Origin of the sequence: Ensifer sp. SL37, assembly GCF_026672675.1 — a bacterium.
Classification (GTDB): domain Bacteria; phylum Pseudomonadota; class Alphaproteobacteria; order Rhizobiales; family Rhizobiaceae; genus Ensifer; species Ensifer adhaerens.
The window spans coordinates 116384-140487 of the sequence record NZ_JAPPRN010000003.1; the positions used below are offsets into that span (position 1 = coordinate 116384).

Annotated in this window: 17 protein-coding genes and 4 pseudogenes; 8 read left to right on the top strand and 13 right to left on the bottom strand. The window is 59.6% G+C overall.

The annotated features are described in order from the left end of the window. Positions 1–11: 11 nt before the first annotated feature. The 4 genes and pseudogenes from OVA00_RS11600 to OVA00_RS40025 all read right to left on the bottom strand — a co-directional run. Positions 12–1988, bottom strand: a complete 1977-nt coding sequence (locus tag OVA00_RS11600; protein WP_268088951.1) for a type IV secretory system conjugative DNA transfer family protein — start codon at positions 1986–1988, stop codon at positions 12–14. Between the two features lie 11 nt (positions 1989–1999). Then, complete coding sequence (locus OVA00_RS11605) at positions 2000–4141, bottom strand: relaxase/mobilization nuclease domain-containing protein (RefSeq protein WP_268088952.1); 2142 nt, start codon at positions 4139–4141, stop codon at positions 2000–2002. Continuing rightward, positions 4138–4497, bottom strand: a complete 360-nt coding sequence (locus OVA00_RS11610; protein ID WP_268088953.1) for a hypothetical protein — start codon at positions 4495–4497, stop codon at positions 4138–4140. The genes OVA00_RS11605 and OVA00_RS11610 overlap by 4 nt, the downstream gene beginning before the upstream one ends. Before the next feature lie 81 nt (positions 4498–4578). Continuing rightward, positions 4579–4776: pseudogene (locus tag OVA00_RS40025) on the bottom strand (helix-turn-helix domain-containing protein); the annotation flags it as partial. Positions 4777–5084: 308 nt separating this feature from the next. On the opposite strand from OVA00_RS40025, the gene OVA00_RS11615 reads away from it, so the two are divergent. The 4 genes from OVA00_RS11615 (at position 5085) to OVA00_RS11630 (ending at position 7630) form a co-directional block, all read left to right on the top strand. Next, a complete protein-coding gene (locus OVA00_RS11615) occupies positions 5085–5804 on the top strand; it encodes a ParA family protein (RefSeq protein ID WP_268088954.1) in 720 nt (239 codons plus the stop codon). After that, complete coding sequence (locus OVA00_RS11620) at positions 5797–6387, top strand: hypothetical protein (protein WP_268088955.1); 591 nt, start codon at positions 5797–5799, stop codon at positions 6385–6387. The genes OVA00_RS11615 and OVA00_RS11620 overlap by 8 nt, the downstream gene beginning before the upstream one ends. A 2-nt stretch (positions 6388–6389) precedes the next feature. Next, positions 6390–6854: a hypothetical protein gene (locus OVA00_RS11625; RefSeq protein ID WP_268088956.1), complete on the top strand. Its 465-nt coding sequence runs from the start codon at positions 6390–6392 to the stop codon at positions 6852–6854. A gap of 314 nt (positions 6855–7168) precedes the next feature. Next, complete coding sequence (locus OVA00_RS11630) at positions 7169–7630, top strand: hypothetical protein (RefSeq protein WP_268088957.1); 462 nt, start codon at positions 7169–7171, stop codon at positions 7628–7630. Here the strand turns inward: OVA00_RS11630 and OVA00_RS11635 are convergent. Next, positions 7549–8821 (bottom strand): annotated as a pseudogene (locus tag OVA00_RS11635) (IS256 family transposase). The gene OVA00_RS11630 and the pseudogene OVA00_RS11635 overlap by 82 nt on opposite strands. 112 nt (positions 8822–8933) lie before the next feature. Between OVA00_RS11635 and OVA00_RS11640 the strand changes: the two are divergent. Then, a protein-coding gene (locus OVA00_RS11640) for an IS630 family transposase (RefSeq protein ID WP_442780496.1) occupies positions 8934–10003 on the top strand; the annotation gives its coding sequence in 2 pieces (ribosomal slippage) (positions 8934–9413 and positions 9416–10003; 1068 coding nt in all). Between the two features lie 486 nt (positions 10004–10489). Here the strand turns inward: OVA00_RS11640 and OVA00_RS11645 are convergent. Beyond that, positions 10490–11647, bottom strand: a complete 1158-nt coding sequence (locus OVA00_RS11645; RefSeq protein ID WP_268088958.1) for a transposase — start codon at positions 11645–11647, stop codon at positions 10490–10492. A 163-nt stretch (positions 11648–11810) separates the two neighbouring features. Here OVA00_RS11645 and OVA00_RS40030 point away from each other — a divergent pair. Both OVA00_RS40030 and OVA00_RS11655 read left to right on the top strand, forming a co-directional pair. After that, positions 11811–11903: pseudogene (locus OVA00_RS40030) on the top strand (integrase); the annotation flags it as partial. 1710 nt (positions 11904–13613) lie between these two features. After that, a complete protein-coding gene (locus OVA00_RS11655; protein ID WP_268088960.1) occupies positions 13614–16415 on the top strand; it encodes a BapA prefix-like domain-containing protein in 2802 nt (933 codons plus the stop codon). Positions 16416–16682: 267 nt separating this feature from the next. Here the strand turns inward: OVA00_RS11655 and OVA00_RS11660 are convergent, their stop codons facing one another. The 4 genes and pseudogenes from OVA00_RS11660 to OVA00_RS11675 all read right to left on the bottom strand — a co-directional run bounded on the left by OVA00_RS11660 (position 16683) and on the right by OVA00_RS11675 (position 21560). Beyond that, positions 16683–17246 (bottom strand): recombinase family protein, encoded by a 564-nt coding sequence (locus tag OVA00_RS11660; protein WP_268088961.1) that lies wholly within the window; start codon positions 17244–17246, stop codon positions 16683–16685. Positions 17247–17384: 138 nt separating this feature from the next. Then, positions 17385–19346: pseudogene (locus OVA00_RS11665) on the bottom strand (Tn3 family transposase); the annotation flags it as partial. 56 nt (positions 19347–19402) lie between these two features. Next, a protein-coding gene (locus OVA00_RS11670; protein WP_192445889.1) for an IS3 family transposase occupies positions 19403–20541 on the bottom strand; the annotation gives its coding sequence in 2 pieces (ribosomal slippage) (positions 19403–20283 and positions 20283–20541; 1140 coding nt in all). Positions 20542–21146: 605 nt separating this feature from the next. Beyond that, a complete protein-coding gene (locus tag OVA00_RS11675; protein ID WP_127318413.1) occupies positions 21147–21560 on the bottom strand; it encodes a very short patch repair endonuclease in 414 nt (137 codons plus the stop codon). Between the two features lie 68 nt (positions 21561–21628). Here OVA00_RS11675 and OVA00_RS11680 point away from each other — a divergent pair, with 68 nt between their 5' ends. Then, positions 21629–22543 carry a NotI family restriction endonuclease gene (locus OVA00_RS11680; RefSeq protein WP_127318415.1) on the top strand — a complete coding sequence of 305 codons (915 nt, stop codon included), beginning with the start codon at positions 21629–21631 and terminating at the stop codon, positions 22541–22543. Here OVA00_RS11680 and OVA00_RS11685 read toward each other — a convergent pair. From OVA00_RS11685 to OVA00_RS11690, 3 genes are read right to left on the bottom strand one after another with little or no spacing between them, the layout of a single operon-like run. Then, positions 22525–23679: a DNA cytosine methyltransferase gene (locus OVA00_RS11685; RefSeq protein WP_127318417.1), complete on the bottom strand. Its 1155-nt coding sequence runs from the start codon at positions 23677–23679 to the stop codon at positions 22525–22527. The two genes, OVA00_RS11680 and OVA00_RS11685, sit on opposite strands and share 19 nt — an antisense overlap. Then, positions 23676–23942 (bottom strand): ribbon-helix-helix domain-containing protein, encoded by a 267-nt coding sequence (locus tag OVA00_RS40035; RefSeq protein ID WP_127318419.1) that lies wholly within the window; start codon positions 23940–23942, stop codon positions 23676–23678. The genes OVA00_RS11685 and OVA00_RS40035 overlap by 4 nt, the downstream gene beginning before the upstream one ends. 9 nt (positions 23943–23951) lie before the next feature. Continuing rightward, a complete protein-coding gene (locus OVA00_RS11690) occupies positions 23952–24104 on the bottom strand; it encodes a hypothetical protein (RefSeq protein ID WP_164783981.1) in 153 nt (50 codons plus the stop codon).

Below are 24104 nucleotides of genomic sequence, written 5' to 3' on the forward strand. Positions count from 1 at the left end.
CGGGTGACAGCCTATCCGTTCAATGTGGTTGCGACCTGACTGCGCAGATTGGCGATGCTGTTGGTGACCGTTACCAGCGCGGTCCCGTCGCCAATCGCAACCTGCCCGACCGCGATCGCCGGCAGAGGCAAGGACTCCGTATCGGAGTGGCTGCGACTTTGGTGTTTTCGCCGGATCAGCGACAATCTGGCCCTCGCCGATGCCTCGTCAGCGGCGGTCCCGGCCCGTTCGCTGGCGCTCTCGCTTTCTGCCTGCACCTGTTCCAGGCGAACCTGCAGATCCTCGTCCGTTTCGATGTATTCGTAATCCGCCTCGGTGATGATGTGCGGCGGCATAGGAAGCGGCGACGAGGAATCCTGGCTTTCATAGAGCGCTTTATAGGCGCGATCATCATAATACATGAGGCGCTTGGCGCGGATCGGCATATCGGCGTCAACGACGATAACGACCTCGTCGGACGGCAGGCGGCGCGCCTCGTCCTTGCTCAAGAGCGGGTGTTCCTCGGTGCGCTCGGAAAGGTTCGTACCGAAAACGCCATCCTTGATCGAACGGGACTTGCTGACGACGCGTTTGGTCGTCATCCCGACGGCGTCTGAGAGTTCCGCAACCGTGTCGCTTTCGCTGGGCGTCAGGTAGAGTTTGACGCCGGCGCCGCCCTGCAGTGCCTTTCGGTCGGCCTCGCCATAAACGCGATCGAGATCCGGAATCGTCTGCGTGACGATAGCGAGATTGCCGCGATAGCTGCGCAAAAGTGAAATCGACTCGACGATGATCGGCATCTTGCCGAGGCGCTGGAACTCGTCGAGCAGAATGAGAACTGGAAATGGTTCGTCCTTGCCGGGCTCGTGATGCTGCAGCGTGGCGATCAGGTCGGAGAAAAACAGACGCACGAGCGGCGCGATTGCCTTGATGTCGTCAGCCGGCACAGTGAAATACACCGTCTGCGGCCTCTTGCGGAAGCTGCTGAAATCGAAATCGCTCTTGGCGGTCACGGCGCAGGTATGCGGGTTCATCCATGCGTCCATGCCCGACGAAGACAGGACCGAGAGATAAGAGGACAAGGTGCGCTCAGTGGTACCAGCGAGCTTCTGAAACAGGAGCCTGGCGCTGCGGTCCTTCACCTTCTTGGCATAGTTGGCGAACTTGGTGTTGTTGTCCTCGCTGCCACCAAAGGCGAGCTTGTAGATGTGGCCCATGGTCAGATTGCCTTGCTCGTAGGCGAGGATCGCGCAGGCGATGAAGACTTCACGGCTGCTCGGCAGAAAACTGGCGGCACTGCCATCCTCTGTCTGCAGGAAAAGCGCCGCGATCTTCTCCAGCTCTGCCATGCGCTTAGCCGGGTTGCTGTAGGCTTTGATCCGCTGGAGCGGATTGTAGCGAAAGGACGGGCTGTCAAAATCCCGCGGACTAAAGCGATAGACCGTCTGCCCCATCGACTTGCGGAAACGGGCGGTCGACTCGAAGTTTTCTCCCTTCACGTCCAGGACCACGGCGCTGCCCTTGTAGGACAGCAGATTAGGAATAACGAAGCCGACGCCCTTGCCGCGGCCGGTCGGGGCGACGAGGAGGCAATGCGGGTGCTTGCCCGAAACGATATAGTCGCCGCCGGCAGCGGGACCGGTCGTCTTGGCAAGCACGAAGCCGGTGCGGGCATCGGCAAAGAAATTCTTCTTTTGAAGCTCGCGCCGATCCATCCAGTGCGTCGTCCCGAAGCTGGTCAGGCGTTCAGTAACGACGCGGCTGGCAAGCAATAGACCGCCGGCGAAACAGCCGCCGGTAATCGCGTTGATCAGTACCCAAAGGCGCGGCTCTCCGTCGGCCAAGGCCAGATAGTTTTGGGCGATGAAGAACAGATCCGGGTTGGGTCGAGCGAACCAGTATTGCGCCAGGCCGGTTGCGATCACGTAGCCGATCGCGCCACAGAAGCCGGCAATCAGCAGAATGCTACCGGCCTGTCGCGCGCCTGGTTCGAAGAGAGCTTTGCGCATGGGTCCTCTCCTTAAAGCTCAAGGCCTGAATCGCGCTGGCGTTCACGAACCAGGTCGCTCTGCTGTTGGAGAGCGCGGCGCTCTTCTAGCTGCTGGCTGATCTGGGTGGCTTCCCGGCCCTTCTGTACGGCTTCGATGGCGTCGGCCCGGTCGTGCCCGAATGTCTGGTCGGCCTGCAGGAACTTTTCCGCGACGTCGAAACGCTCTGATTTGTCGGCAATGACGGACGACAGGGCGTCGACGTTGCCTCCACGCAATTCCTGCGCAGCTTCCGTGCCAGCAGTCTTTTCAACAAGCTCGATCAGACGATCTTGTTCTACCGGTGTGAGCGTGTCCTTCTGGGCAAGGCCGCGCGCTTCGTTGATGTGGGAGGTGCGTTCCTCCATCAGATCGACGAGCTCGGGCTGCTCAACCGCTAGGGGTCGTGCAAGCTCGGCTGTACGGGTGTGTTCGCCAATTTCTTGGTAGGTCGCAACGAGGTCTTGATAGGCCCGGTTGCTTCCCTCTTCCGTCGTCATGTCGTACCCACGTTCGGCGGCGATAGACCGCGCATCGGATTCGACCCAGTGCGCCTCAAGCGCCGCCGTCCGCACCTCGACTGCCGCACGCGCCGCCACTTCATCAGGAGCGATCCCGGTGCCTTCGAGCGCGCGGGCGAGTTGATCGCCGCCAAGCGCTGCGACCTCGCCGCGTCGGTCGCCAGCGTAGATGGTGCCGTGAGCCGGCTCCGTGTATTCGGCCGCCGCAACCCCATTGGTCAGTCGTTCAACGTCGCGAACCGCCTCGAAATACTTGGTCTCGACCTCGGGACGCTGTTGCGGCGCCAGTTGCGGTATCGCCTCGCGCACCGCCATCAGGTCGGTGCGCGCCTGGTCGATCGTGCTCAAGGCCTTGTCTGTTTCGGATGCTATAGTGTGGCCGTCAGGCATATCGATGCTCCTTCTGTCTTCAAGTGTCGCTGCGGTTAAGGGTTGTCCGGTCTCGAGCAGATCGGCCGCCAGCTGGAAGCCCTTCGCAAGCGCCGGAAAGCTGCCGGCGTGGGCTTCTGCGAAGGCGCGGTATTCGGCGGCGTGGGCGAGGATCTGGCTGCGAGCCCACTCGGCGTTCTGCTGCTCCTGGACTGTGGGTGCGGCGGGCGTTGGGTCTGCAAACTCGGCCGACGTTGCCGAAACCTGACGTTCCGGCAGCTCGACAGCCCACTTGTTGCGGTGCGTCTCGATCACCTTGCCGTCGCGCGTCGTGACCTGGACGGCTTGCTTGCCTTCGTGGGTGATCCGGATCGCATCGCCGCCGACGGCGCCGGTCGCCCGGATCACCGGCGCCAGGTCCTTGCCCCAAAGCGTTTTCTCGCCGGCCGGTGTGGCCACCGTGACGTGATAGCTCATCCGCTCGTTCGGCTTGTGCTGGTAGGGTGCTGCGCCATGCGCGACGAGCGTGCCGGCGAGGCCGCGGCGGGCGGCATGCGGATTACGCTCAGCCTCCGCCGGCGTCAGACCACGCGACAACCGCGAGCTGTTGACAAGCTCGACGCCAAGGGCGGCCGCGTGCTCGACCATGGTGTGCTTGAAGCGGTCATAGGTGAACTCGCCGTCCCGGGCGAAGTAGAACCATTCACCCTCGGCATTCCTCCGATCGACGATGATGTGCGCATGCGGATGGCCTTTGTCGGTATGGACGGCGGCGATATAGGTGAAGCGCGATCGGCCTTGATCGAGCAGGTCGAACGTGGTGGCGCGGATGATCTCGGCGACCTTTTCGGGGTCGGTTCCCCTTGGGAAGCTGGCGATCATGTGCATCGAGTGGCCGTTGCTGACGCGCCGGTCCCAGCCCTCGGCCCACTCCTTCGCCATGACCTTGGAAAACTCGCTCGGCAGATGCGACAGGCGGTCCAGCTGCTTGTTCGGATCGATAATGTGCTCCGCCTTGCCGAGCACATAGTCGAGCTGCGCCGTCAGACCCAGCACGCCCTTGCAGCCGCCGTTCCTTGCGACCTTGAACATGACCTGCGGCAAGGCCCGGAGGTTGCCGGCTGCGCGCATGACGCGCGAAGCTCTGGCGAATTGCCGGGCAAGATTGCTGCCGCCCTTGTCCGGGCGGCCCCGCGTTTTGGCCCACTTGAACCGGCCGATAACGAACGGCTCTGGGGCGCTCAACGGCTAACCTCACGCGCTAGCAGAATGTCGACCCGGGCTTTGCGGCGACGGGCGACGTGAACCAGAAAGCGGTCGACGTCGCGTGCGAGCTCCTTCAGCTCGCGCTCCATCGCCTCGAGATCGGCGAGCTCCTGGCGGTTGGGAAAGGCCCTGCCCTGCAGTCGCGCCTCGCGATTGAGGTGAACGGCGATCTGATTGAGGTTTCCACCGACGGCCTTGATTTGACGGCTCAGATCCGTGGCGGCCTCGACAAGCTCGGGATCGGGCTCGAGAAAGCCGCTCGCCTGGCGCAGCGCCCTGCGCCCTGTTGCCGAGAGCGAGAGGCCAAAGCGACGCGAAAGCGCTTCCAGTGCCAAGCGTTCATCGGGCCTAAGCCGGATCGAAATCGGCGGCGCCGAAGCGGCGCGTGGCCACGAGGGACGAATATATTTTTCGAGGGCACGATACACCGTCGGCCTCGAAACGCCGAAGCAGCGTGCGATCGCCGTCACGCTCTCGCCTTGCTGGGAAGCAGCAAGGATCGCCCGGCTTTCCGCCTCGGAAAGCCGCCTCCCAAGTGATCGTGTCGAGTGTAACGCTGACAAATTACATTTCCTGCTACAGTTCCTTTCACTTAAAACGCTTTTGGCAAACAAACAATGGCTTCAAAGTTCAAAACCGCGTATTTGACATTCAAGCACGTAAATGGCTGAATGGATCGGCGGCGTCCTGGATGCACGGTCGATCGGCTCCATGGCCACGCGGAAAGAGGGCCAAGTGGCGGCATGGACGAGTGGAGCAATGGCGCAGCGAGCGCATGGCCAACTGGTGTTGTGGCTAGCTGATGTCAGGGCCGGCTGGACTGATGGACGCATGGCGGCAGGGCGCGAAGGCCAGTCGGCTGAATGGATTGTTGGAGCGGTGGCTAGGTGGCCGCGTGGCAAGGTAGAGAGGATCTGAGGGAATGCTGAGAATAGCGCTTGTTGGTCAGAAGGGCGGAGCTGGGAAGTCGACACTTTGCTGGGCGTTGGCGAATGCTGCACTTGCCCGGTCGAACGGCGAAAAGGTCTTGCTGGTCGAAACCGATCCACAAGGCTCAACGGCCGCCTATGTCGAAAAAGCCCTCGCGCGCTATCCCGGCCTCGACCGTCGCCTGACTTGCGCGGCGCTCTACACGACAGAGGATCTGGCGACGATCCTCGATGAGGCAAACGAGCAAGGCTTCGATTTCGTCATCATCGACACGCAAGGTGCGCACGACGACCTGCCCAAGAATATCATGGCGATCGCCGATCGGACCTTGATCCCCGTCAGGGCCGTCCAGCACGAATACGAAAGCCAGCTGGCGACATTGACCGTCTATGAGCGCTTGAAGGACGCGTTCGCGAGCGACGGCGAAGAAATCGGACCGGGCGGTTTGCTGCTCAACGACTTCAAGGCGTCCGAACGCCTCAACCTGGAACAGGCCGCAGCCTTCGACCTGATCCAGGGCAACCCCAAAACGCTGAGCTTTTATATGCCACGCCGAAACGGCTATCAGACACTCGGTTCCGGCAAGATATTGATCCTCGAACGCGACGCCTTAACCGCCGCGACGGACAAGATCAAGCGCAGTGCGGTTGAAGGTGACATCGCAGCGGCAGAGGCGGTCCTGCAGGCGATCGAGGCGATGGGCCATGGCTGACTTGCGGGATGCCAGACAAATCAACCGCGCACGACTGGAAAAGGCGAAGGCGGTCGAGTTACCACCACCAAGGATCGGTGCGCTTTCGGTGACGCCGAATGGCGGAGGGGAAAGCGCGCCTGATCCTGCACCCGCGCCTGCAGCGTCAAGGCTGGAAAAGCAGTCGACGCCGCAACGGCCCGGGCCCCGCAAGCCCGCAAAGCAACCCTCGCCACGAGCCGGCCGCAATTTGAAGGTTCGCTGCTCCTTCCAGTTCATAGCCGCAATGTATCCGCAAGTCTCGGCGATCGCGGCGCGGCTGTCCGTGCCGGTCAAAGACGTGATCAAGCGGGTGGTCGCTGACATGACAATTTCCGCCGAAGACCTCAGCCACGACGCCACCGGAGAGCCGCGCGCCGGCGAAACCGTGCGGTCGATCGTCCGTGTCGATGAAGCGACAGCTCAGCCCTGGATGGACGCACTCGACCGGCTCCGCGTCTCGCGGCCGGCCAACGTGTTGCGACCGATGCTGCTGCGGGCCTTTGACAGAGCGGCAATTTCGTTCATCGAAAAAATGAACTCAAAAAGCGGTAACGACAGCTAAAAATGCGCGTTAGCTTCCGCGCCCAGAAAAGCACAATATTGAAAGGTGCCACAATGATCAGGAATGCAATCGCAACCACGCTGTTTCTGGCGGTCGCTTCGCCCTGCGTCGCCGGTCAATGGGTCAAATCAGACGACAAGGGTCTGAGTGTCTACAATCTGCGGGATGGGCAGAAGCAGATCAACATGGCCTGCGATCCGGAGGCGCTTTGGGATCCGCCGGAATACCACGTCACGGTTTCGGACGGCCGCACATTCCTCGCGGGAGACCGGGCCGAAGTGAAAAGCGGACGTGAAACAATCACCCTGCCGCTGTCGGGCGACTCGTTCCTCGCGGGGAAAGATACGAAACACTGGAACAAGCTGGTCGCGATGTTGACCAAACCGGGAACGGTCACGTTCCGCGACGGCAAGAGCGAGATTGCGGTCAAGATCGATGCCGCCATCAAAAACGACTGCATGAAATAGCGCCCTGTTGCTCATGTCAGACATGAGCAACACCACGGCCGGCACTGCGATCAAGCGCGACGAGCTCCGCACGCTCTTTCTCGATCTCCAACACTAACTCCGCTTAATTGGAATCAATACAGACTAATGACAGTCGTTATCTGGCACGGATATCGCTTTACGGAAATTTAAAGTCCGGAGCGGTCGGGAGCGCACTTTTGTATGCCTGTATTTCGGTTGGAAAACGGTGTGAGCGAGAAGGCCTTTAGAGAGCAACTTCACGTGGGCGGCTGGTTATTGGTTGTTTGCGTCGAGGAGGTCGTGCGTGATCGCGGTTGCCTAAACGGGCTCTGGCGATTTACGCTCACAACGCGCTGGACGGCAGATGGATCCCGTTCCACCTGTTTCGCTTCAGGAACGGCAAAACGCTGCCGCGCGAATTCAAGACGGCGGGAGGCGTTCTTGGTTACCTGTTGGATCTGGGCCTGCCGGTTGCCAGCATACCAATGAAGAAGGGCGAGGCGTGCGAGATTGAGGTGAGCGGGGACTATCAGGAATTTCGTGTATGGGCGGCATACAGGGAAGAAAGGAGAATGATTCCTATGCCCGTACGCAAGGCCCCGATTATCCGGGATGCCATCCTGACGAACTGCTGGCCGGTTCAGACACCAAAACGATTTTCGGAGCTATGGCGGGAAATGGGTGACGAGGCCGATCAGGCGGCGCGATGGTCAGGGGTCGTCGTTTCGGCGACACCGTCGGTGAATTTGACGCCGGCGATGACCTTTGGCAACTGATTTTCGCCCTTCAGCCGGCGCCAGGTTTTGGCGGCGCTCATGACGAGCTTGAAGACCATGAGCCGTGCTGTGTTGTGGGACAGGCCTCCCTTGGTTCGCACCGTGCGGTGCCTGACGGTGGCGAAGACGCTTTCGATCGGGTTCGAGGTGCGCAGATGGTCCCAGTGTTCGGCCGGGAAGTCGAAGAAGGTCAGCAATGCCTCGTGGTCCTTCGTCAGGCAGTTGACGGCCTTGGGATATTTGGCCTTGTATTTGTCGACGAAGACGGCGATCGCGACCTCGGCGGTTGCCCGATCCGGGGCATCGCGGACCTCCCTGAGATCGGCCTTCATGTTCGGCTGCACCGACTTCGGCACCTTGTTGAGGATGTTGAGGAGCTTGTGTTGCCAGCACCGTTGATGGCGGGTCGAAGGGAATATCTCCTCCAGCGCCTTCCAGAAGCCGAGCGCGCCGTCGCCCACGGCAATTTCTGGCGCAATCGAAAGCCCGCGGGCCTTCAGCCCGACGAGCAGCTCGCGCCAGCTCTGGGTGCTTTCGCGCACGCCGACTTGAAAGCCGACAAGTTCCTTCTTGCCTTCCGGCGTCGCGCCGATGACGACCAGCATGCAAGCGGCATCGTCCTCCATGCGTGCCTGAAGATAGACCCCGTCGGCCCAGATGTAGACGTAGCGGCGGGCTGACAGGTCGCGGCGTTGCCAGCGATCATAGTCGGCCTGCCACTCCTCCTTCAGCCGGCCAATCACCGAGGGGGACAGGTTCGGTGCGTCCTTGCCGAGTAAGGCGGCAAGCGCCTCCTGGAAATCGCCGGTCGAGATGCCGCGCAGGTAAAGGACCGGCAGCAGAGCGTCGAGGCTCTTCGTGCGTCGTGCCCACTTCGGCAGGATCGCCGACGTGAAGGTGATGCGATCCTCGCCGCAAGTCTCCAAAGCCCGGTCGCGCAGCTTGACGCGGCGCACCGCAACCGGACCGATCCCCGTCTGGATCGTTCTTTCAGGCCCATGGCCGTGCCGCACCACCCGGTCCCGCCCATCGCTCAGGCGTTCGCTGGCCATGGCCGCAAGAAACGCCTCGGCTTCCGCCTCCACGGCCTGTGCCAGAAGCCGGCGCGCGCCTTTCGCGTAGAACCGATGTCAGGGGATCATCGAGCGTCTCGGGATGCGGAAAGGAAACAACAGTGCTATCTGTCTTCATGGCGTATCGCTCTTTCATGAGGTTCTGGCAGGCTTGTCACCCGCCTCGATACGCCGCCCTCATCAAACCGTCATCACCCAGTTTCCGTCATAGCTCTGACGAACTCTTGAGCATGCTGCGCGGCGGCAAGCACCCGGCGCGCAAGCTCAAGCGGGCGCAGATCCTGCTCGCCGCCGAGGCGGGGCTCAGCGACGAGACCATCGCCGCAACGGTGGCGGTCGGCGGTTCCACAGTCTACCGCACCAAGCGTCGCTTCGTGGAGATGGGCCTGGAGGCGGCGCTTGGCGAGGAGCCGCGCCCGGGCGCGCAACGCAAGCTGACCGGCAAGGAGGAAGCCCTGCTGGTGGCCACCGCCTGCTCCAGCCCGCCGCCGGGCTGCGCCCGCTGGACGCTGGAGCTGCTGGCCGACGCGTTCGTCAAGCTGACCGAGCACGAACAGCTGTCGCGCGAGACGGTGCGCCGGCGCCTGGCCGAGAATGATCTCAAGCCATGGCGCAAGGACATGTGGTGCATTCCCAAGATCGATGCCGAGTATGTCGCGCGCATGGAGGATGTGCTCGACCTCTATGCCGAAGCGTCCGACCCGCAGCGGTACTGGTGGTGTGCTTCGACGAAAGCCCGACCCAGCTCATCGGCGAGGTGCGCCAGCCGATCCCGGCCGAATCTGGAAGGCCGCAAAGCTACGACTGCGAGTACAAACGCAATGGCGATGCTAACCTGTTCGTCTTCAGGGACGCGCATCGAGCCTGGCGCAAGGTGAAAGTTACCGAACGGCGTACGGCCGAGGACTTCGCCCACTGCATGCGCGATCTCGTCGATGTCCATTATCCCGAGGCCGCCTGCATCCGCGTGGTGCTCGACAATCTGTCGACCCACACACCCGCTGCGCTCTACCAGGCCCTGCCTACCGATGAGGCGCGCCGAAGCCTCAGAAGGCTGGAATTCCACTACACGCCCAAGCACGCCAGCTGGCTTAACATGGTCGAGATCGAAATCGGCGTCCTGCGCGGCCAATGCCTCAACCGCCGCATCGAAAGCCGCGACCGCCTCGTCGACGAGGTTGCAGCCTGGGAACGCCGACGCAACGCCAGTGGTGCCCGCATCAAATGGATGTTCTCTACCGAGAAGGCCCGCGTCAAGCTGGCCAAAGCCTACCCAAAACCAACGGCCAAAGAATCATAACCTCTGTGCAGAGCTACTAGAGGAAGAGGACGAAACTGCTAACCGCCGCAACGGCTACGGGCGTTTGTGCAAGAAAAAGGCTCCCAGACGTCTTACATCGTGGGAGCCAATCTTACATCAATGCTATAGCATAATTACATTTCCTCACATTTCCGTCAAGCGCCAGAAGGGTTTGAAAAGTCGCGATTGAAGCTGTTGCTCGATCATCGCGGTGGGCCAAGAGCAAACGAGGCACGGCAAGGGGCATTCTGGAAAGACTTCGCGCAAACGGCGGACGCGCCGGCGTCATCGTGTCGATGGATGCGATCGCCACCACCCCATATGCGCTAACTTAATGACTGGTGAGGCCTTCTGGCGGCGTTTGCCTGACTTTCCCGACGTCTCGGCGGATCGCAGATATGCCGCATGACGGTGGCAAATCGCTTCGAGATTTTCTTCATCGTGCGCACCGTCAATATTACGGACAGGATCGTATGCTTCAGGAGACTATGCAGCCTCCATAGCGACAATGACCTGAGTGTCTGAGATGTCGTCTTCGCAGGGGGGAGAGTCGAGAACGTCGGTGACGGCCTCGTCGATTAATAGCGCTACGATCAGATGCGCCATGAGCCAGCTTCGTGCGAGGCGCTCGTCCCTGGCTGGCAGTTTGTGGATGCCCAAACCGCTCTTTAAGCGTTTGAAGGCGATCTCGACCTGCCAGCGCAGCCGATAGGTATCGAGAACATCCTTGGCGGTCATCTCGCCGGCCGATATCGACGTCAGCAGAAGCAGAAAGCCCGACGTAGCAACCGTCAATGGATGCATTGCCTTGCCATCTGCGCGTTTTTGATGTCGGCGGCGGGCCACTTTTTCTGCGCGAGCCGTTGCCTCTTCGTCTTTGCGCCGGACAACGAGCCGGGCATGAAACAGTGGTTTGCCGCGTTGTTTGCAACCGGGGCCGGAATACTCGACCAGCACCTCGTGTTCGCAAACGTCACCGGGCATCATCGTGCTATAATTTGTATTCCAGTCAATCAACCGGCCATCGAGCGACGTGAGCCTGACATTGGACCAGGCCATACGCACGATGAAGTCCGCCCCGGCGGACACGACCTTATGGAGCGCCGGAGCGCGAGCATAGGCGCGATCGCCAAGAACGATGTCGCCCGGATCGATCGGCACGCGTGAAAAACTTTCGCCACCGTGAACGTCAGTGAATTCCAGATGCGTGAAGCGGGCAAGTGCCGGTTCGTATGTCGCGTGAAGCCTGAAGTCCGTGCCGTCGCTGCCAGGCCGCGAGATGGAACTGCCATCAACAATACGCAGCCGGCGTGTGCCTATAGAACCGACCGTGTTAGAAACATTCCGCAGCAGCGCTCCGGCGATGTCTCCCAGCCAGTCGGCCGATCCGCGCAATCGCTTCAGAAGGGCAACATCGGAAATCGACGCCACGTCATTCAGATCAGCCCAGGCCGCTGCAGAGCGCAAGCTCATGCCGCCAGGCCCGTAAGCCAATGCCAGCCGCAGCAAGGTCTCGGCGTCACCAACACCGCGTCGCCGCACAAGCGCCCTGGATGTACGCACTGTCGCGCCAAGATCAATGATGCGCTCCAGCTTCGAGAGCAGCCTGGACCAATCAGGGTCGATGGAATCAATCGTTCGCATCTACCTTATGAATCACAGACAGATTCAGGTCGTCCAGCCCTTAAGTTAGCGCATATGCGCCACCACCCTCCCCCCATCGCCACCGCCATTGCCGATCAGGGGCCGACTACTGCTGGCGGTCAAGGCCAACCACTTCGCCATCAATCGCGTGCGCGCCATCGCCGAAAAAGCGCTGCATAAGTTCGTCACCCAGGCGGCGAGCTATTACAACAACGCCGAACGAAAAAATGGGCGGGCGGCGCGACTGATTATTTGATCTGCACCGCCGACACCGACTGGTCGATTGCTGCTGCTTAGCGAACTTTGGAATAGGGGAAAGCGTCCCTTGGTTCGTTCGAGAGGTTGGATGGAATAGATAGCGCCGAAGCGACGCCTCCCTGCGCTCAACCTTCCAGCAGTGCTATGTAGGCTTGGGCAACGACAAACATGGCAATGACGAAGCTGCCCGCGCCCATAATTGCCCTGTTGCCCTGACAAATTCCTCATGCTGGCGCTGACCGATGAACACGCGCGGGTGGCGACGCACCGTGTCGGATGTGCAACTTACTCAAGGGCGCGAGCGCACGCTCCCCCCCCAAAAAAAGCCCGCTACCCTATCCTGAAGGTCACCAACCAGGTCATTGCCAGGCGACGTTCCCAACCCGTCGAATGATGCTTATTGTGATATTAGAGCGATTCATGCCACGAAGATATACGCCACCCTGTTGCCCCTGGGTCGGCGAGGGGTCATTCGCCTTGCCGATCAACCGAATGACCCCGTTTCATTCATGCAGACACCAACGAGGCAAGCGTTCGGTAGCGGTCAAGTCGAAGCAATCGTAGAACGTGAGAGCTGTCACCATGGCGCAGTTCACGCCGCGTTCGTTCTGTTCGTCAACTCAAATGTCCATTGATGGACGATTCCCCTCGTCGTCCGGTTGTTGATTGCTGGAAATCCTTGATCAAACGATCAAGCTCTTGTTGCCAGCGTTGACGTCAACGCCACCTATGCAGCACGGGCCTTATTTGCCTATCAACTGAAATCGTGGCAGCAGAAGCGTGGCAGTCTCTGCTGCGTGGAGGCGGTCAGGGGTCATTCAGGCAGCCCGGCTATGACCCCCTAGGGCTGGGCCGGCCGAATGACCCCGCACGGCAGAGCGAACACATCCTATGTGTATGAACGCGGCTCAACGCAGCCGGTGGCCAGGCCTCTGGCGCCGGATCGTATGGACGACGCCCGCTGCGGTCTTTTCTTTGATGCAGTGTCCATTCAAAGCATTTGCGAACGCGACCATCTGACAGCACTGCCACATTCCACCAAGCGGCGATCTGCTTGGTGCCGATGTCCTGTCCCGTGCGCTTACCGTGCACACACAACAGCACGTTTAGCTAAGAATATTCCGCCCCGCGCTGAAAGCAGGTCGGGCGCTGGGTGGATAGGGGTGGATACGCTGATCCCTGCGCCATCGGCGACACAGCGCCGTTTGGTATGGCATTTGCGAAAGCCAGCGGCCAGCTCGATGGCCGTCGTGGCAAAGCAGGGCATCGTTGGCATGGGCTGGGGCCTGCCTTCTCCCCCATCCCTGGCAGCACAAACGAGGATGCAATCCGGTCGCGGCGGAGACGGGGGCCCGGTCGGGGCTGGCATGGCGCGACGCTGAGCAACGGATGCGGCAGCCGTTGTTGCGGCGGCCGGCCGGTCAGGCCAGAGCCTGAAGGCAGGCACAGCTGGCGCGAGGCAGGCAGCGCCTGCAAGCGCAGAGCATCACCACCGACGCCCGTATCCATGGATGCTGGTTGTAAACGCGAGTTCGACCGTGGCGGCCTTATCGCAGTTGCACGCTGCGCGACCTCTTGTTGGTGAGTGTAGCGGCAGGCCCGCCGTTAAGCAAAGGCTTATTCGCCTATTAGTTTAGTAAACTGATAGGCTTCTAGCGTTAGGGGTGAACTAAATTGCGTATCCCCATGAAAAGAAAGAGAAATCTATATGTACATCAATGCTGAAGTGATGCCTGCCGGCTCTGATAAGGCAAAGAAAGTCGTGTTGCAAGGGTCTTCTGCGAAGATCGATGTCGGGCATATGTCCGACGTAGCGTTTTGTTTGTCGAAGGATGCAGTGGCTGCTTTTGAGCGCCGGGGTGAAGACCTGATCTTGCGTCTGGCAAACGGTGAAACCATCCGCCTGGTGAATTTCTTCCGCGAGGACGAAGACGGTCGCCCGAAACTGTTCCTGACGGAAAAGAAGGAAAGCGACGACGCGGAAGCGGGGGATTGCGGTTGCCTCGTTGAGGTGAGCTTTGCGGACATGTCGGAAGGCATCCTGGCCCCGTCGTTCTCCGCGTCGAGCTGCTCCGGCGCATTCAATCCTGCGTTTCTGCTGCTTCCCCTTGCTGCTGCCGGCGGCCTGGCGTTCGCCCTGAGTGGCGGTGGCGGTGACGATAATGACGCCGATGCTGACTCTGATGCAGACGCTGACGCGGATGCAGACGCGGATGCGGACGCTGATGCGGATGCTGATGCAGACGCTGATGCGGATGCGGATGCGGACGCAGACGCTGATGCGGATGCAGACGCTGATGCGGATGCGGATGCAGACGCGGATGCGGACGCAGACGCGGATGCGGACGCAGACGCGGATGCAGACGCTGATGCGGATGCAGACGCGGATGCAGACGCAGACGCGGATGCGGACGCAGATGCGGACGCAGATGCGGATGCAGACGCTGATGCGGACGCAGACGCTGATGCGGATGCAGACGCGGATGCAGACGCAGACGCGGATGCGGACGCAGATGCGGATGCAGACGCTGATGCGGACGCAGACGCAGACGCAGACGCAGACGCAGACGCAGACGCAGACGCAGACGCAGACGCGGATGCGGATGCGGATGCAGACGCTGATGCGGACGCAGACGCAGACGCGGATGCCGACATTACCATCAATGTGGTCGAGGGCGACGATACCATCACCGAGACCGAGGCGCTGGACGGAGCCCCGGTCACAGGTCGGGCCAAACCCCTTTCCGAAATCACCCTGGAATTCGATGGCTACGTCTTTACCACCACCACCGATGCCAACGGTGACTGGACCGTAACCCTACCGCCATACGCCCTGGGCAGCCTCGGCTCAAAACCGATCCTGGTCACCTCCACGGATCCGGCAACCGGCGCCGTGCTCGATTCGGAATTCAGGGATGTCACTCTCACGTCAGATCCGAGTGCGCCAAATACAGGAGAGTTGATATTTGCCTCAACTGGGATTGGTTCCAGTCACGATGCTGATGTAACGCCTCTCACGGATGGTGGTTGGGTGGTAACTTGGTTCCGTGTCTCTGCTGGCTCAGAATTAGGAATTTTCCAGCAACGTTACGACAGCACTGGCAACAAAGTGGGCAGCGCAATTGAGGTGGACCCACCGGCGCACGTAACTACCGGCAGCTTGTTTACGCCGAACCAATCTTCCGTTGCGGGGCTGCCTGATGGAGGCTGGGTAGTGACGTGGACCGCCTTTGGTGCGCCTGGCCCCAACGTTGGGATTTTTCAGCAACTATTCAATGCCGACGGAACGACGCGTGGCGGAGCTGTACGAGTCGATACGGATGTGACCAGTGATCTCCATGTAACTGCTCTACCGGATGGAGGTTGGGTGGTCTCCTGGCGTGATAATGACAACGTTGGCGTCAATCAGCAGGCATTTAACGCAGACGGGAGCCAGCGCGGCGCTCAAGTGACCGTATCGGCAACATCCATGGGCGAGCATCACTCAGTTACACTCGCGGATGGTAGCTGGGTGGTAGTATTCGAAGATGGCGGTAATATTTTTCAGCAGGCCTACAACCCGGACGGAACCGCGGACGGTGCCGTAACGACCGTCCACATCGCCTCGTCTACTATCAGAGATCCTCATGTCGCAGCACTAACTGATGGTCGTTGGATTGTGTTTTGGTCGCAAGCCGGCTTCCTCGTTTCGCAGACTTACAACGCGGACGGAACTCCGGATGGAGGGCATGTGTTTTTACCCGTCAATGTTACGCCGAACGATGAAGGTGGCCCTGAAATCGTCGGGCTGGAAGATGGCGGCTGGGCTGTGATTTGGCTTGGGACAGATCCGGATGGTATAAACTATACAACCTATACCCAAGCATTCAATGCCGACGGTATACCGAAAACTGCCGCTATTTCTGTTTCGCCCAACGATAGCTTCCCCGAATATGGACCAACTCTCGCGGCTCTACCGGACGGCGGTTGGGTCGTGGTATGGACCAGGACCAATGGCGTTTTGGGCTCAGATCTTTATCAGCAGCGCTTTGACAGTGATGGCAATCTGCTCAACCCGAAGGACGATCCGGTATTTGACACGATCACCGGATCCGGTGGCGCTGAGACGCTGACAGGCGGCAACGGCGACGATGTCTTTGTTGTACCGGATGCACTGTTTGCCCGCATTGACGGCAAGGCCAATGTCGACACGCTGCAGCTCGATGGCACCGGGCTTCATCTCGACTTCGCCAGCGATGCCATCGCGCCGGGGGTTGTCACCGGCATCGAGACGATCAATATCACCGGGACCGGCGGCAATACGTTGTCGGTGACCGCGCAGGACGTGCTCGATATGTCCGACACCACGGATCTGCTCATCGTGCGTGGCGACAGCAACGATACCCTCAATGCCACTGGCTTCACGGCAGGCGGCAGTGTCACCTCGAACGGTGAGACATTCGATGTCTTCACCAGCGGCTCGGCAACGCTGTGGGTCGAACAGGACATGGGCACGGTCAACGTCGTCTAAGGCCAAGGATCGAACGATCAAGCAAACGCCGGCGGGGCCTGTCCCCGCCGGCGTCAACGTTGGAATACACGCTGGCACATACGACGGCGTGTCCCTCAAGCAGCCATCGACGCGAGCAACGGATCACCTCTATGTCGAGTTGGGGGTGTAGCTTAATGGTGAAAGCCCGCCGCTCATCACGGTGTCACTGCAGGCCCAGTCGGCCCGAAGCTGCGATTTTGGCCAAGTGAAGAACAGAGGCGGAACGCGGATTTACGCGAGGTTGCTTTATGAGTCTGATTGTTCATCGAGGCTCACCAGTGCCCGGTAAACCGTCATCCTAGAAATGTTGAGATCACGCGCGACGCTCGCCTTGCTGGCACCGGCGGCAATTCGGCGACGGATTTCGTCTTCGTCAACGTTTTTCTTCCGGCCCTTATAGACCCCTTCGGCTCGTGCCGCCTCGATCCCGGCGCGCTGGCGATCCTTGATGAACTTTAGTTCCATGTCCGCGACCATGCCGAGGATGGTGATCACCATCCTTCCCATGTCACCGGCCGTTGTGACTTCCGGCTCGAGCACCCGCAGCGAGGCTCCTCTTTCCCCGAGCTCATGTACCAGGTTCAGAACATCGCGTGTGGAGCGGCCAAGGCGATCGAGGCGCAAAACGATAAGTTCGTCGCCGGCGCGCAAGAACTGCATGATCGTCTCCAACTCCGTGCGTCCGGTTCGCGATGCGCCCGTGCCAGTTTCCGAACGAACGATTTCACAGCCAAAGGCCTTCAGCCGGGCGATCTGGATGTCGAGATCCTGGTCCGTTGTACTGACTCGGGCATATCCGACGCGGGTCATGGGGAATCCGTCACATTAGGGTGGCTTCAATTATGTATCGTCACTTTTATCGAAAATCCACCCTTTTGTGACGCTTTGCGCGTGTCACTTCCGACCTCACTCTGGGGTGTACCCAAATGTGGCGGAGAAGAGCCTCGGTTATGCCGCCAGCCGCCCAAAATCGATCCGGCTATTCAGGTCGAGGTCGAAACGGCCATAAGGATTGACGTGACTGTAAATCAGCGGCGTGAGGCCGCGATAATCCTCCGGCGTCATCCGGCCCGCCCATTTCGGCTCCACCAACACGCTCTGAAGCATACGGGTGTTCACATAAACGAGTGACGCCTGCAGCAAATGCAGCGCGAGGGCGGAAATTTCCTGCTCATCGATCCGGTTGGTGGCGATCTCGCCGCCTTTTCCGAAGAACACGAAGCCGTTGGCGCTGTTCCAGTTCTCGACGACGTTCAGCCCCTCGTGGATTTCCCGGCGGAATGCCTCCTGGCGAAGATAGCGGCACAAGAAGATCGTCTTGATTGCGCGGCCAAGCTCGCTCAGCGCCTTGTAGGTCGGGTGCATCACTTCGGCACGGGCGAAACGGCGTAGGATTGCCTCCGGGTCCGCCGTTCTCGTCTGCATGGCGGCGGTATATTTGACCATCTCATCATATTGCTGCTCGATCTCCTCCCAGTTGATCGCAGAGGACAGGATCGGCAGTAGATTCGGCAACCGTGCACGCATTGCCGCCTCCGGGATTGCCAGCTTCTGGCGAGCAACCCCTTTGAAGCGCGGGGCGAGTTCGAACCCGAGCAGGCGACAAAACGCGAAGCCGACAGCGCTTTGACCGTGGCTATCGACATATTGGCGCTGGATTTCCATATCGGTGCAATGGCGGAGCACGCCCTCAATCATTGAGGCAACCTCCGAGGAAGAGCACCGCTTTAGCTGGGAATAAACGCAGGTTGCGCGTTTCTCGACATGCCAGTAGATCATCACACCGCGGCCGCCGTAACGGGCATGCCATTCCGTCATGAGATTGCGGTCCCATGCTCCGAACTTTGTCGAATCGGACGCGCACGCCGTACCCGCATCTCCCCAGACAGCCGCGTTGCGGATTCCCAAGGTCGCGTTCGCCACCCGCGCACAGGCCTCCCGCAGCGCCGGCGCATGGACGAAGCGGCGGTGAACATGCAGCAACTCGTCGTAACTGATGTCAGGTGTCGCGCCGGCAACCCGCTTGAGCCCGGCATTCGTGCCGAGGCCGTAAAGGCACAGCAGAAGCCGTCGATCAAGCGCCTCGCGCGACAGGGCAACTCTCGATGCCGATGTTTCGAATGCCTCCAGCAGACCAGTATCGAGGGCTGCTTCCTTCAGCACGTCGAGCAGTCCCGTCATCGGCCAGCGCTGACCGATTTCCCCCTTGATCGCCTCAAGCCCTTTCGGCTCCGGCAGAGGCTTGAAGGGTGTGATCGATATGCGGTTTTCGCCGCACCACAGCAGCCGGACCTTGTCGTTTCGTGGAATCGTTTCGTTCAGATACAGCAATTCAAATTCGAGCTCCCGACGAATACCAGCTGTGAAGGCGCGTGCGTCCGGGGTCAGGTTCAGGCCGGAATAATAAGCGTCACGCCGGATTTCGAAATCCCTGGGAAGATCGTCGTCCGGGTTCCGATAGCGGTCCGCGCCGACAACCCAAATCTCCTTGGAGCGGATGCGGTCGCGCAACTGGGTGAGGACACAAAGCTCGTAGCTTATCCGGTTCACACGTCCATCGTCATCGATGACGGAACTGCGCCACCTGGCCGGAATAACCTCATCGATCGGAACATCCCGCATCGGCACGAGCCGGCAGCCGTCATCCATCTTGCTCCGAATCCAATCGAGCGCCGCGAGCACCGGACGCCACACCGTGTTGTTCGACCGGAATTCCAGCACCGAAAGCAAGTCGGGCAGCATGCGCCGGTAGTGATTGGCCCAGGATGAGCGCATCACCTTATAGATGCGCCGATCGAGCGCTCCTTTCGCCTGACTCTCCTTTACGATCGCCGCCAGCTTGTCCTTGCCGACGATCGGGAAAATCACATCGCAGACGCGCCCGGACGGCTCCCCGATCGAAGCGAGAGCTGGCTCGGTTTGTCTGAACAGTTTCGGGCGTTTTGCTAAGTGGATTTCCGCCTCGATTATGCTGCCGCCATCATCGGTGTCAGCGCGTTGAAGTAAGCCTGATCCGGCGTCTGCCGGTCAAGGGATGAATGTGGGCGTCGGGTGTTGTAAAAGGACAGATATCGAGCGATGCCAACGCGGGCCTCGGACACGGTTTTGTAGGCGTGGAGGTAGACCTCCTCGTATTTGATCGACCGCCAGAGCCGCTCGACGAAGACATTGTCCCGCCACGCGCCCTTGCCGTCCATCGAGATGGCGATCTCAGCCTTCTTCAGCACGGCAGTGAAGTCGACGGAGGTGAACTGCGAGCCCTGATCCGTATTGAAGATGTCGGGCTTTCCATACCGAGCAAGTGCTTCCTCGACCGCTTCGATGCAAAAGGCCGTCTCCATCGTGATCGACAGCCGCCACGACAGAACCCTCCGGCTGAACCAGTCCACGACAGCGCAGAGATAGACAAAGCCGCGCGCCATCGGAATATAGGTCAGGTCCATCGCCCAGACCTGATTGGGCCTGGTGACCGCCAGCTTTCGCAGGAGATAGGGATAGACCTTGTGACCTGGTGCCGGTTTCGAGGTGTTCGGGCGACGGTAGATCGCCTCGATGCCCATCTTCTTCATCAGCGTGGCGACGTGCAACCGTCCCGCTTGCAGTCCTTCCGCCTTCAAAAGCCCTTGCAACATCCGGCTCCCGGCAAACGGGTAGTCGAGATGTAGTTCGTCGATCCGGCGCATCAACGCCAGATCGCCGTCCGACACTGGACGCGGAGAATAATAGACGCTGCCACGACTGAAGCCGAGAAGCTTCGCCTGGCGCACGACCGACAGTCTGTGCGTGCGGTCGATCATTTCTTTCCGCCCAGCAATCCCGCCTTGCCGAGCGCACCGGACAAAAAATCGTTCTCCAGCGTCAGCTCGCCGATCTTGGCGTGTAGTGTTTTGACATCGACTGTGGGTGTCGTCGGTTCTGTCTTGGCTTCATCGCCGAAAACGCCCGTCGCCCCCTCAAGGAGCTGGTCTTTCCACTGCTTGATCTGATTGGCGTGCACGTCGAACTGCTGGGACAGTTCCACCAGCGTCTGTTCGCCTCTGATCGCGGCAAGCGCCACTTTCGCCTTGAAAGCCGGGCTGTGGTTCCGGCGCGGTCGTCTCGTCATGGTCTCTCCTGTTTCCGGCATCTATGCCAAAGTCAGGCAGAAATTCCACTTATCCCCGCTGTTCAAATTTCCCGAGCCAGCTCTTTTGGACCCGCCGTAGATGGATGTCGCTGCGAGCGTGGAATCCGCAGAGACCAATGACGACCGGCGACTTTGGACATCGCCAACCCTACAAAACAGAATATAGAAAGAAAACCCAATAAAATCAATAACTTAGTTATTGTCTCGTGGATTTCCAATCCGCATATAACGGCAAAAACCGGCGTATCTAATGCACATATAACGTCAACTCATGGTAAAGTAAACATTGCGCCAAACTAGGTTGGCGTGGAATTCCAAGTGGTTATTCTAAATTGTTGGTGCTCCGCTGTGCTCTGGTTATCCGATGTGCTCCAACGTGCTCCTTGGTGCTCCATTAGGAGAGTCCGAGAGGATGGTAACCATTACGAGTCGGCAAAGCACATTGGCGCAAAGCGTGAGCACAATCGCAAAGCCATTGCCATGCAATGTGAGCAGAAATCGACGATGTTAGCGATCGCGTACAATGGGTTGATGTTGAAGGCCGCAGGCGAAAGCCAGCGGCTTACTCCTGGGCGCAGAATTTGCTAAGCAAGAAATTCGGAAAGTCTTTCCCGCAGCTCGTTCTCGTTCTTTGTTTCACAGTCCCAAAGCACCAGAAAATCCCAGCCAGCCGCCCGCAAGGCGGCCTGATGAGCCGCGTCCCGCTCTTTATTGCGGGCGAGCTTTGGATTCCAATAGCCCTCGTTCGACTTTGGGCTGCGACCGTCGCGGCAAGTGGCTGCTTCGTGTCCATGCCAAAAGCAACCATGCACGAAAATCGCCTTCCGTTTACTTATGAAGGCAAGGTCAGGCTTCCCCGGCAGGTCTTTCCGATGGATGCGATAGCGGTAGCCCATCTGGTACACCAAGCGGCGGACTAATAGTTCCGGTTTGGTATTCTTGCTTTTGATGCGCCGCATATTTTCAGAGCGCTGAATGGTGGAAATCCGGTCGGGCATAGTGGAAACTGCTGGTTATCTGGACGCATGACTCGGCCGGGCAAGAAAAGCCATTTAGATTGCAACTTATGGCTTTGCGAATCACTGAATTTTTCGGCCGGGAACCGTTACATCCTTTATCTACCGCTGATGCGGCAGCCCGCAAGTGTCCGTTCGTCGGGCAGAACTGTATCAAGCCCAATCATGGGGCCTGTTCGCTTGCGCAGCTTAATGGCCCTGCGGTCATTGCCTGCCCGAACCGGCTTTATGCCGAGAACCATAAAATCCTGGCAGAAATTGCGGACAGGATTTTCGGGTTCACTTCCGTACTGATAAGACCGGCGGATGTGAAGAGAATGCACGCCGCTGGGACACTGACGGGTCAAGAGGTCGCGGTGTTTGGCCGGTATTGGGGGCAGGAGCTCCCGTTGCAGCGCCCCAAGGGCGGTGACAGAACCGGCACCTATTATGTGGACTGGGTTCTGGCGCGGATTGGTACCGACGGGAAGCTGGCCGAGTTCACGGCCGTGGAAGTCCAAACAATCGACACCACCGGCAATTACAGCGAGCAGGCTGTGGCCTATTTCGCGGGGCAACCCTTCATCGATGTCCGGGGCCGAACGCCTGGTTATTCCGACGCTGGGTTCAACTGGGAGAACGTGAACAAGCGCATCCTGCCCCAGCTCATTTACAAAGGGCACGTCCTGCGCCGCGAAGCGCGGTGCACCAAGGGCCTCTTTTTCGTCTGTCCCATCGAAGTTCTGCAGAAGGTCAAGGCCCGGCTTGGCAACGCCATGCAAAACTATGTGATTGCGAACAGCACCATCACGTTCCGGGGTTATCAGCTCGGCGCCACGCCGGATGCACAGGGGATTCGGCCGCTAGAGTTCATCGAGGAATTCACCACGGCCGTCGATGAGGTTGCCCGGGCGCTGACGTTCCCGAGCAATCTTCCCGACATGAATGTGTACGAGACCGCGATTAATCAGGCTCTCAGCAAGTGAAGCTCTTCGTCAAAGCTGCTGGATTTGGCCGCCGTTTCCGCTGATTGCATGATGCTTTCCGCGATCTTCCGCCCGAGCAACGGGGGCACGGCATTGCCGACCTGCACGAATTGCTCCGTGCGCGACCCCTTGAACTCGAACCAGTCCGGGAAGGACTGGAACCGGGCTGCCTCGCGGACAGTAAGCGAGCGGTCTTGCATCGGGTGAATATAAGCACCCCAATGCAAGTCACATTTGGTCAGAATGGTTGACGAAAGGCCGTCCCACCGCAAGCGCCCGTAACGCTTGGTGTGGTCGCTACGCTTAGCCTTCTTCATCCCAGCCGGCAGCAGCTCCGTGGGAATGTCCCGCCAGCTTCCACCTTCGGGGATATGCTGCATCCGGTCGAGATTGATTTTCGAGAGCTTCGGCGCGGAATGGTTCTGCACATGGGTACAGTTGCCGCGCAGCATCCGCTGGTACTCCGAAAAGGCAGGCTTTGCGTAAGCGGTAGCACCTTTGTCCTCCCCGTTTTCGAGATGGGGAAGGTCTCCAATAGCATCCTGAACCGTCACGAGTGGCCGGAGGCCCTCACCGTGGGTTCTTTCAGGCCAGACGATTGGCAGCCCCATGCGGTTGCCGATAAAGACGATGCGGCGGCGCTCTTGCGGCACGCCGTATTCCTCGGCTTTGAGGATACGCTTTTCCACTGTGTAACCAAGCGCTTCAAGGCCTTCGATAATGGCCGCGACGGCCGCACCACCTCCGGCGGAGGTCATGCCGGTGACGTTTTCGAGCACGACCCATTTCGGGGCCAGCCCTTCGACGACACGCAAATATTCCCGGTAAAGGCTGCTCCGCTCGTCATGCAGGCCGCGTTGGTGGTTGTAGACGGAGAAGCCTTGGCAGGGCGGGCCGCCCACGAGAACGTCAAGTTCACCCTTCTTGAGGCTCGCTGCCCGCAAAAAATCCTTGGCCGAATGGTTTTGAATCGGCCCCGGCAAAAACACGGCCTCGGAGTGGGTCGCCTTGAAGGTTTCTCCGGCCGCTGCATCGTAATCGTTGCCAGCCAGTACATGGCATCCAGCTTGCCGGAATCCTTCCGAAAGCCCTCCTGCTCCGCAGAAGAGGTCAATGACAGTCCAACCCTTGCTCATTGGTGAGAGGCTTTCTTTTCGAGATTAAGGGGAAGCTGCAAATCCTCTTTGCCATGATTCGCAAGAAACTCGGCAATGGCTTGGCGGGTGAGCCACGAAAGGGATACGTCACAACGCTCGGCAAGTGCGCTGAGAGCGAGATGGTCATGCTGAGGCAAGCTGACCGTTATTCGAGGCCCTGTCTTGGGCTGGATTTTGGTAGCGGCACTTACCATAACGAATCGTTCCGTTCTCTTAATGTTCTTCGTTGAAGCAACGTGCATCACTTTGACTCACGCTGCAACACAAAGGTGAAAAACATGCTTAAGATTTGGTGGATTTCTGAAGCCGCTGGCGAGCAGCTTTCCTCCTCCGAACATCCCGCAACCCCACCCCGGCAGCGCATAAATCCGGGATTCTGCCGCCTCCCTGATCGTATTGCTCAT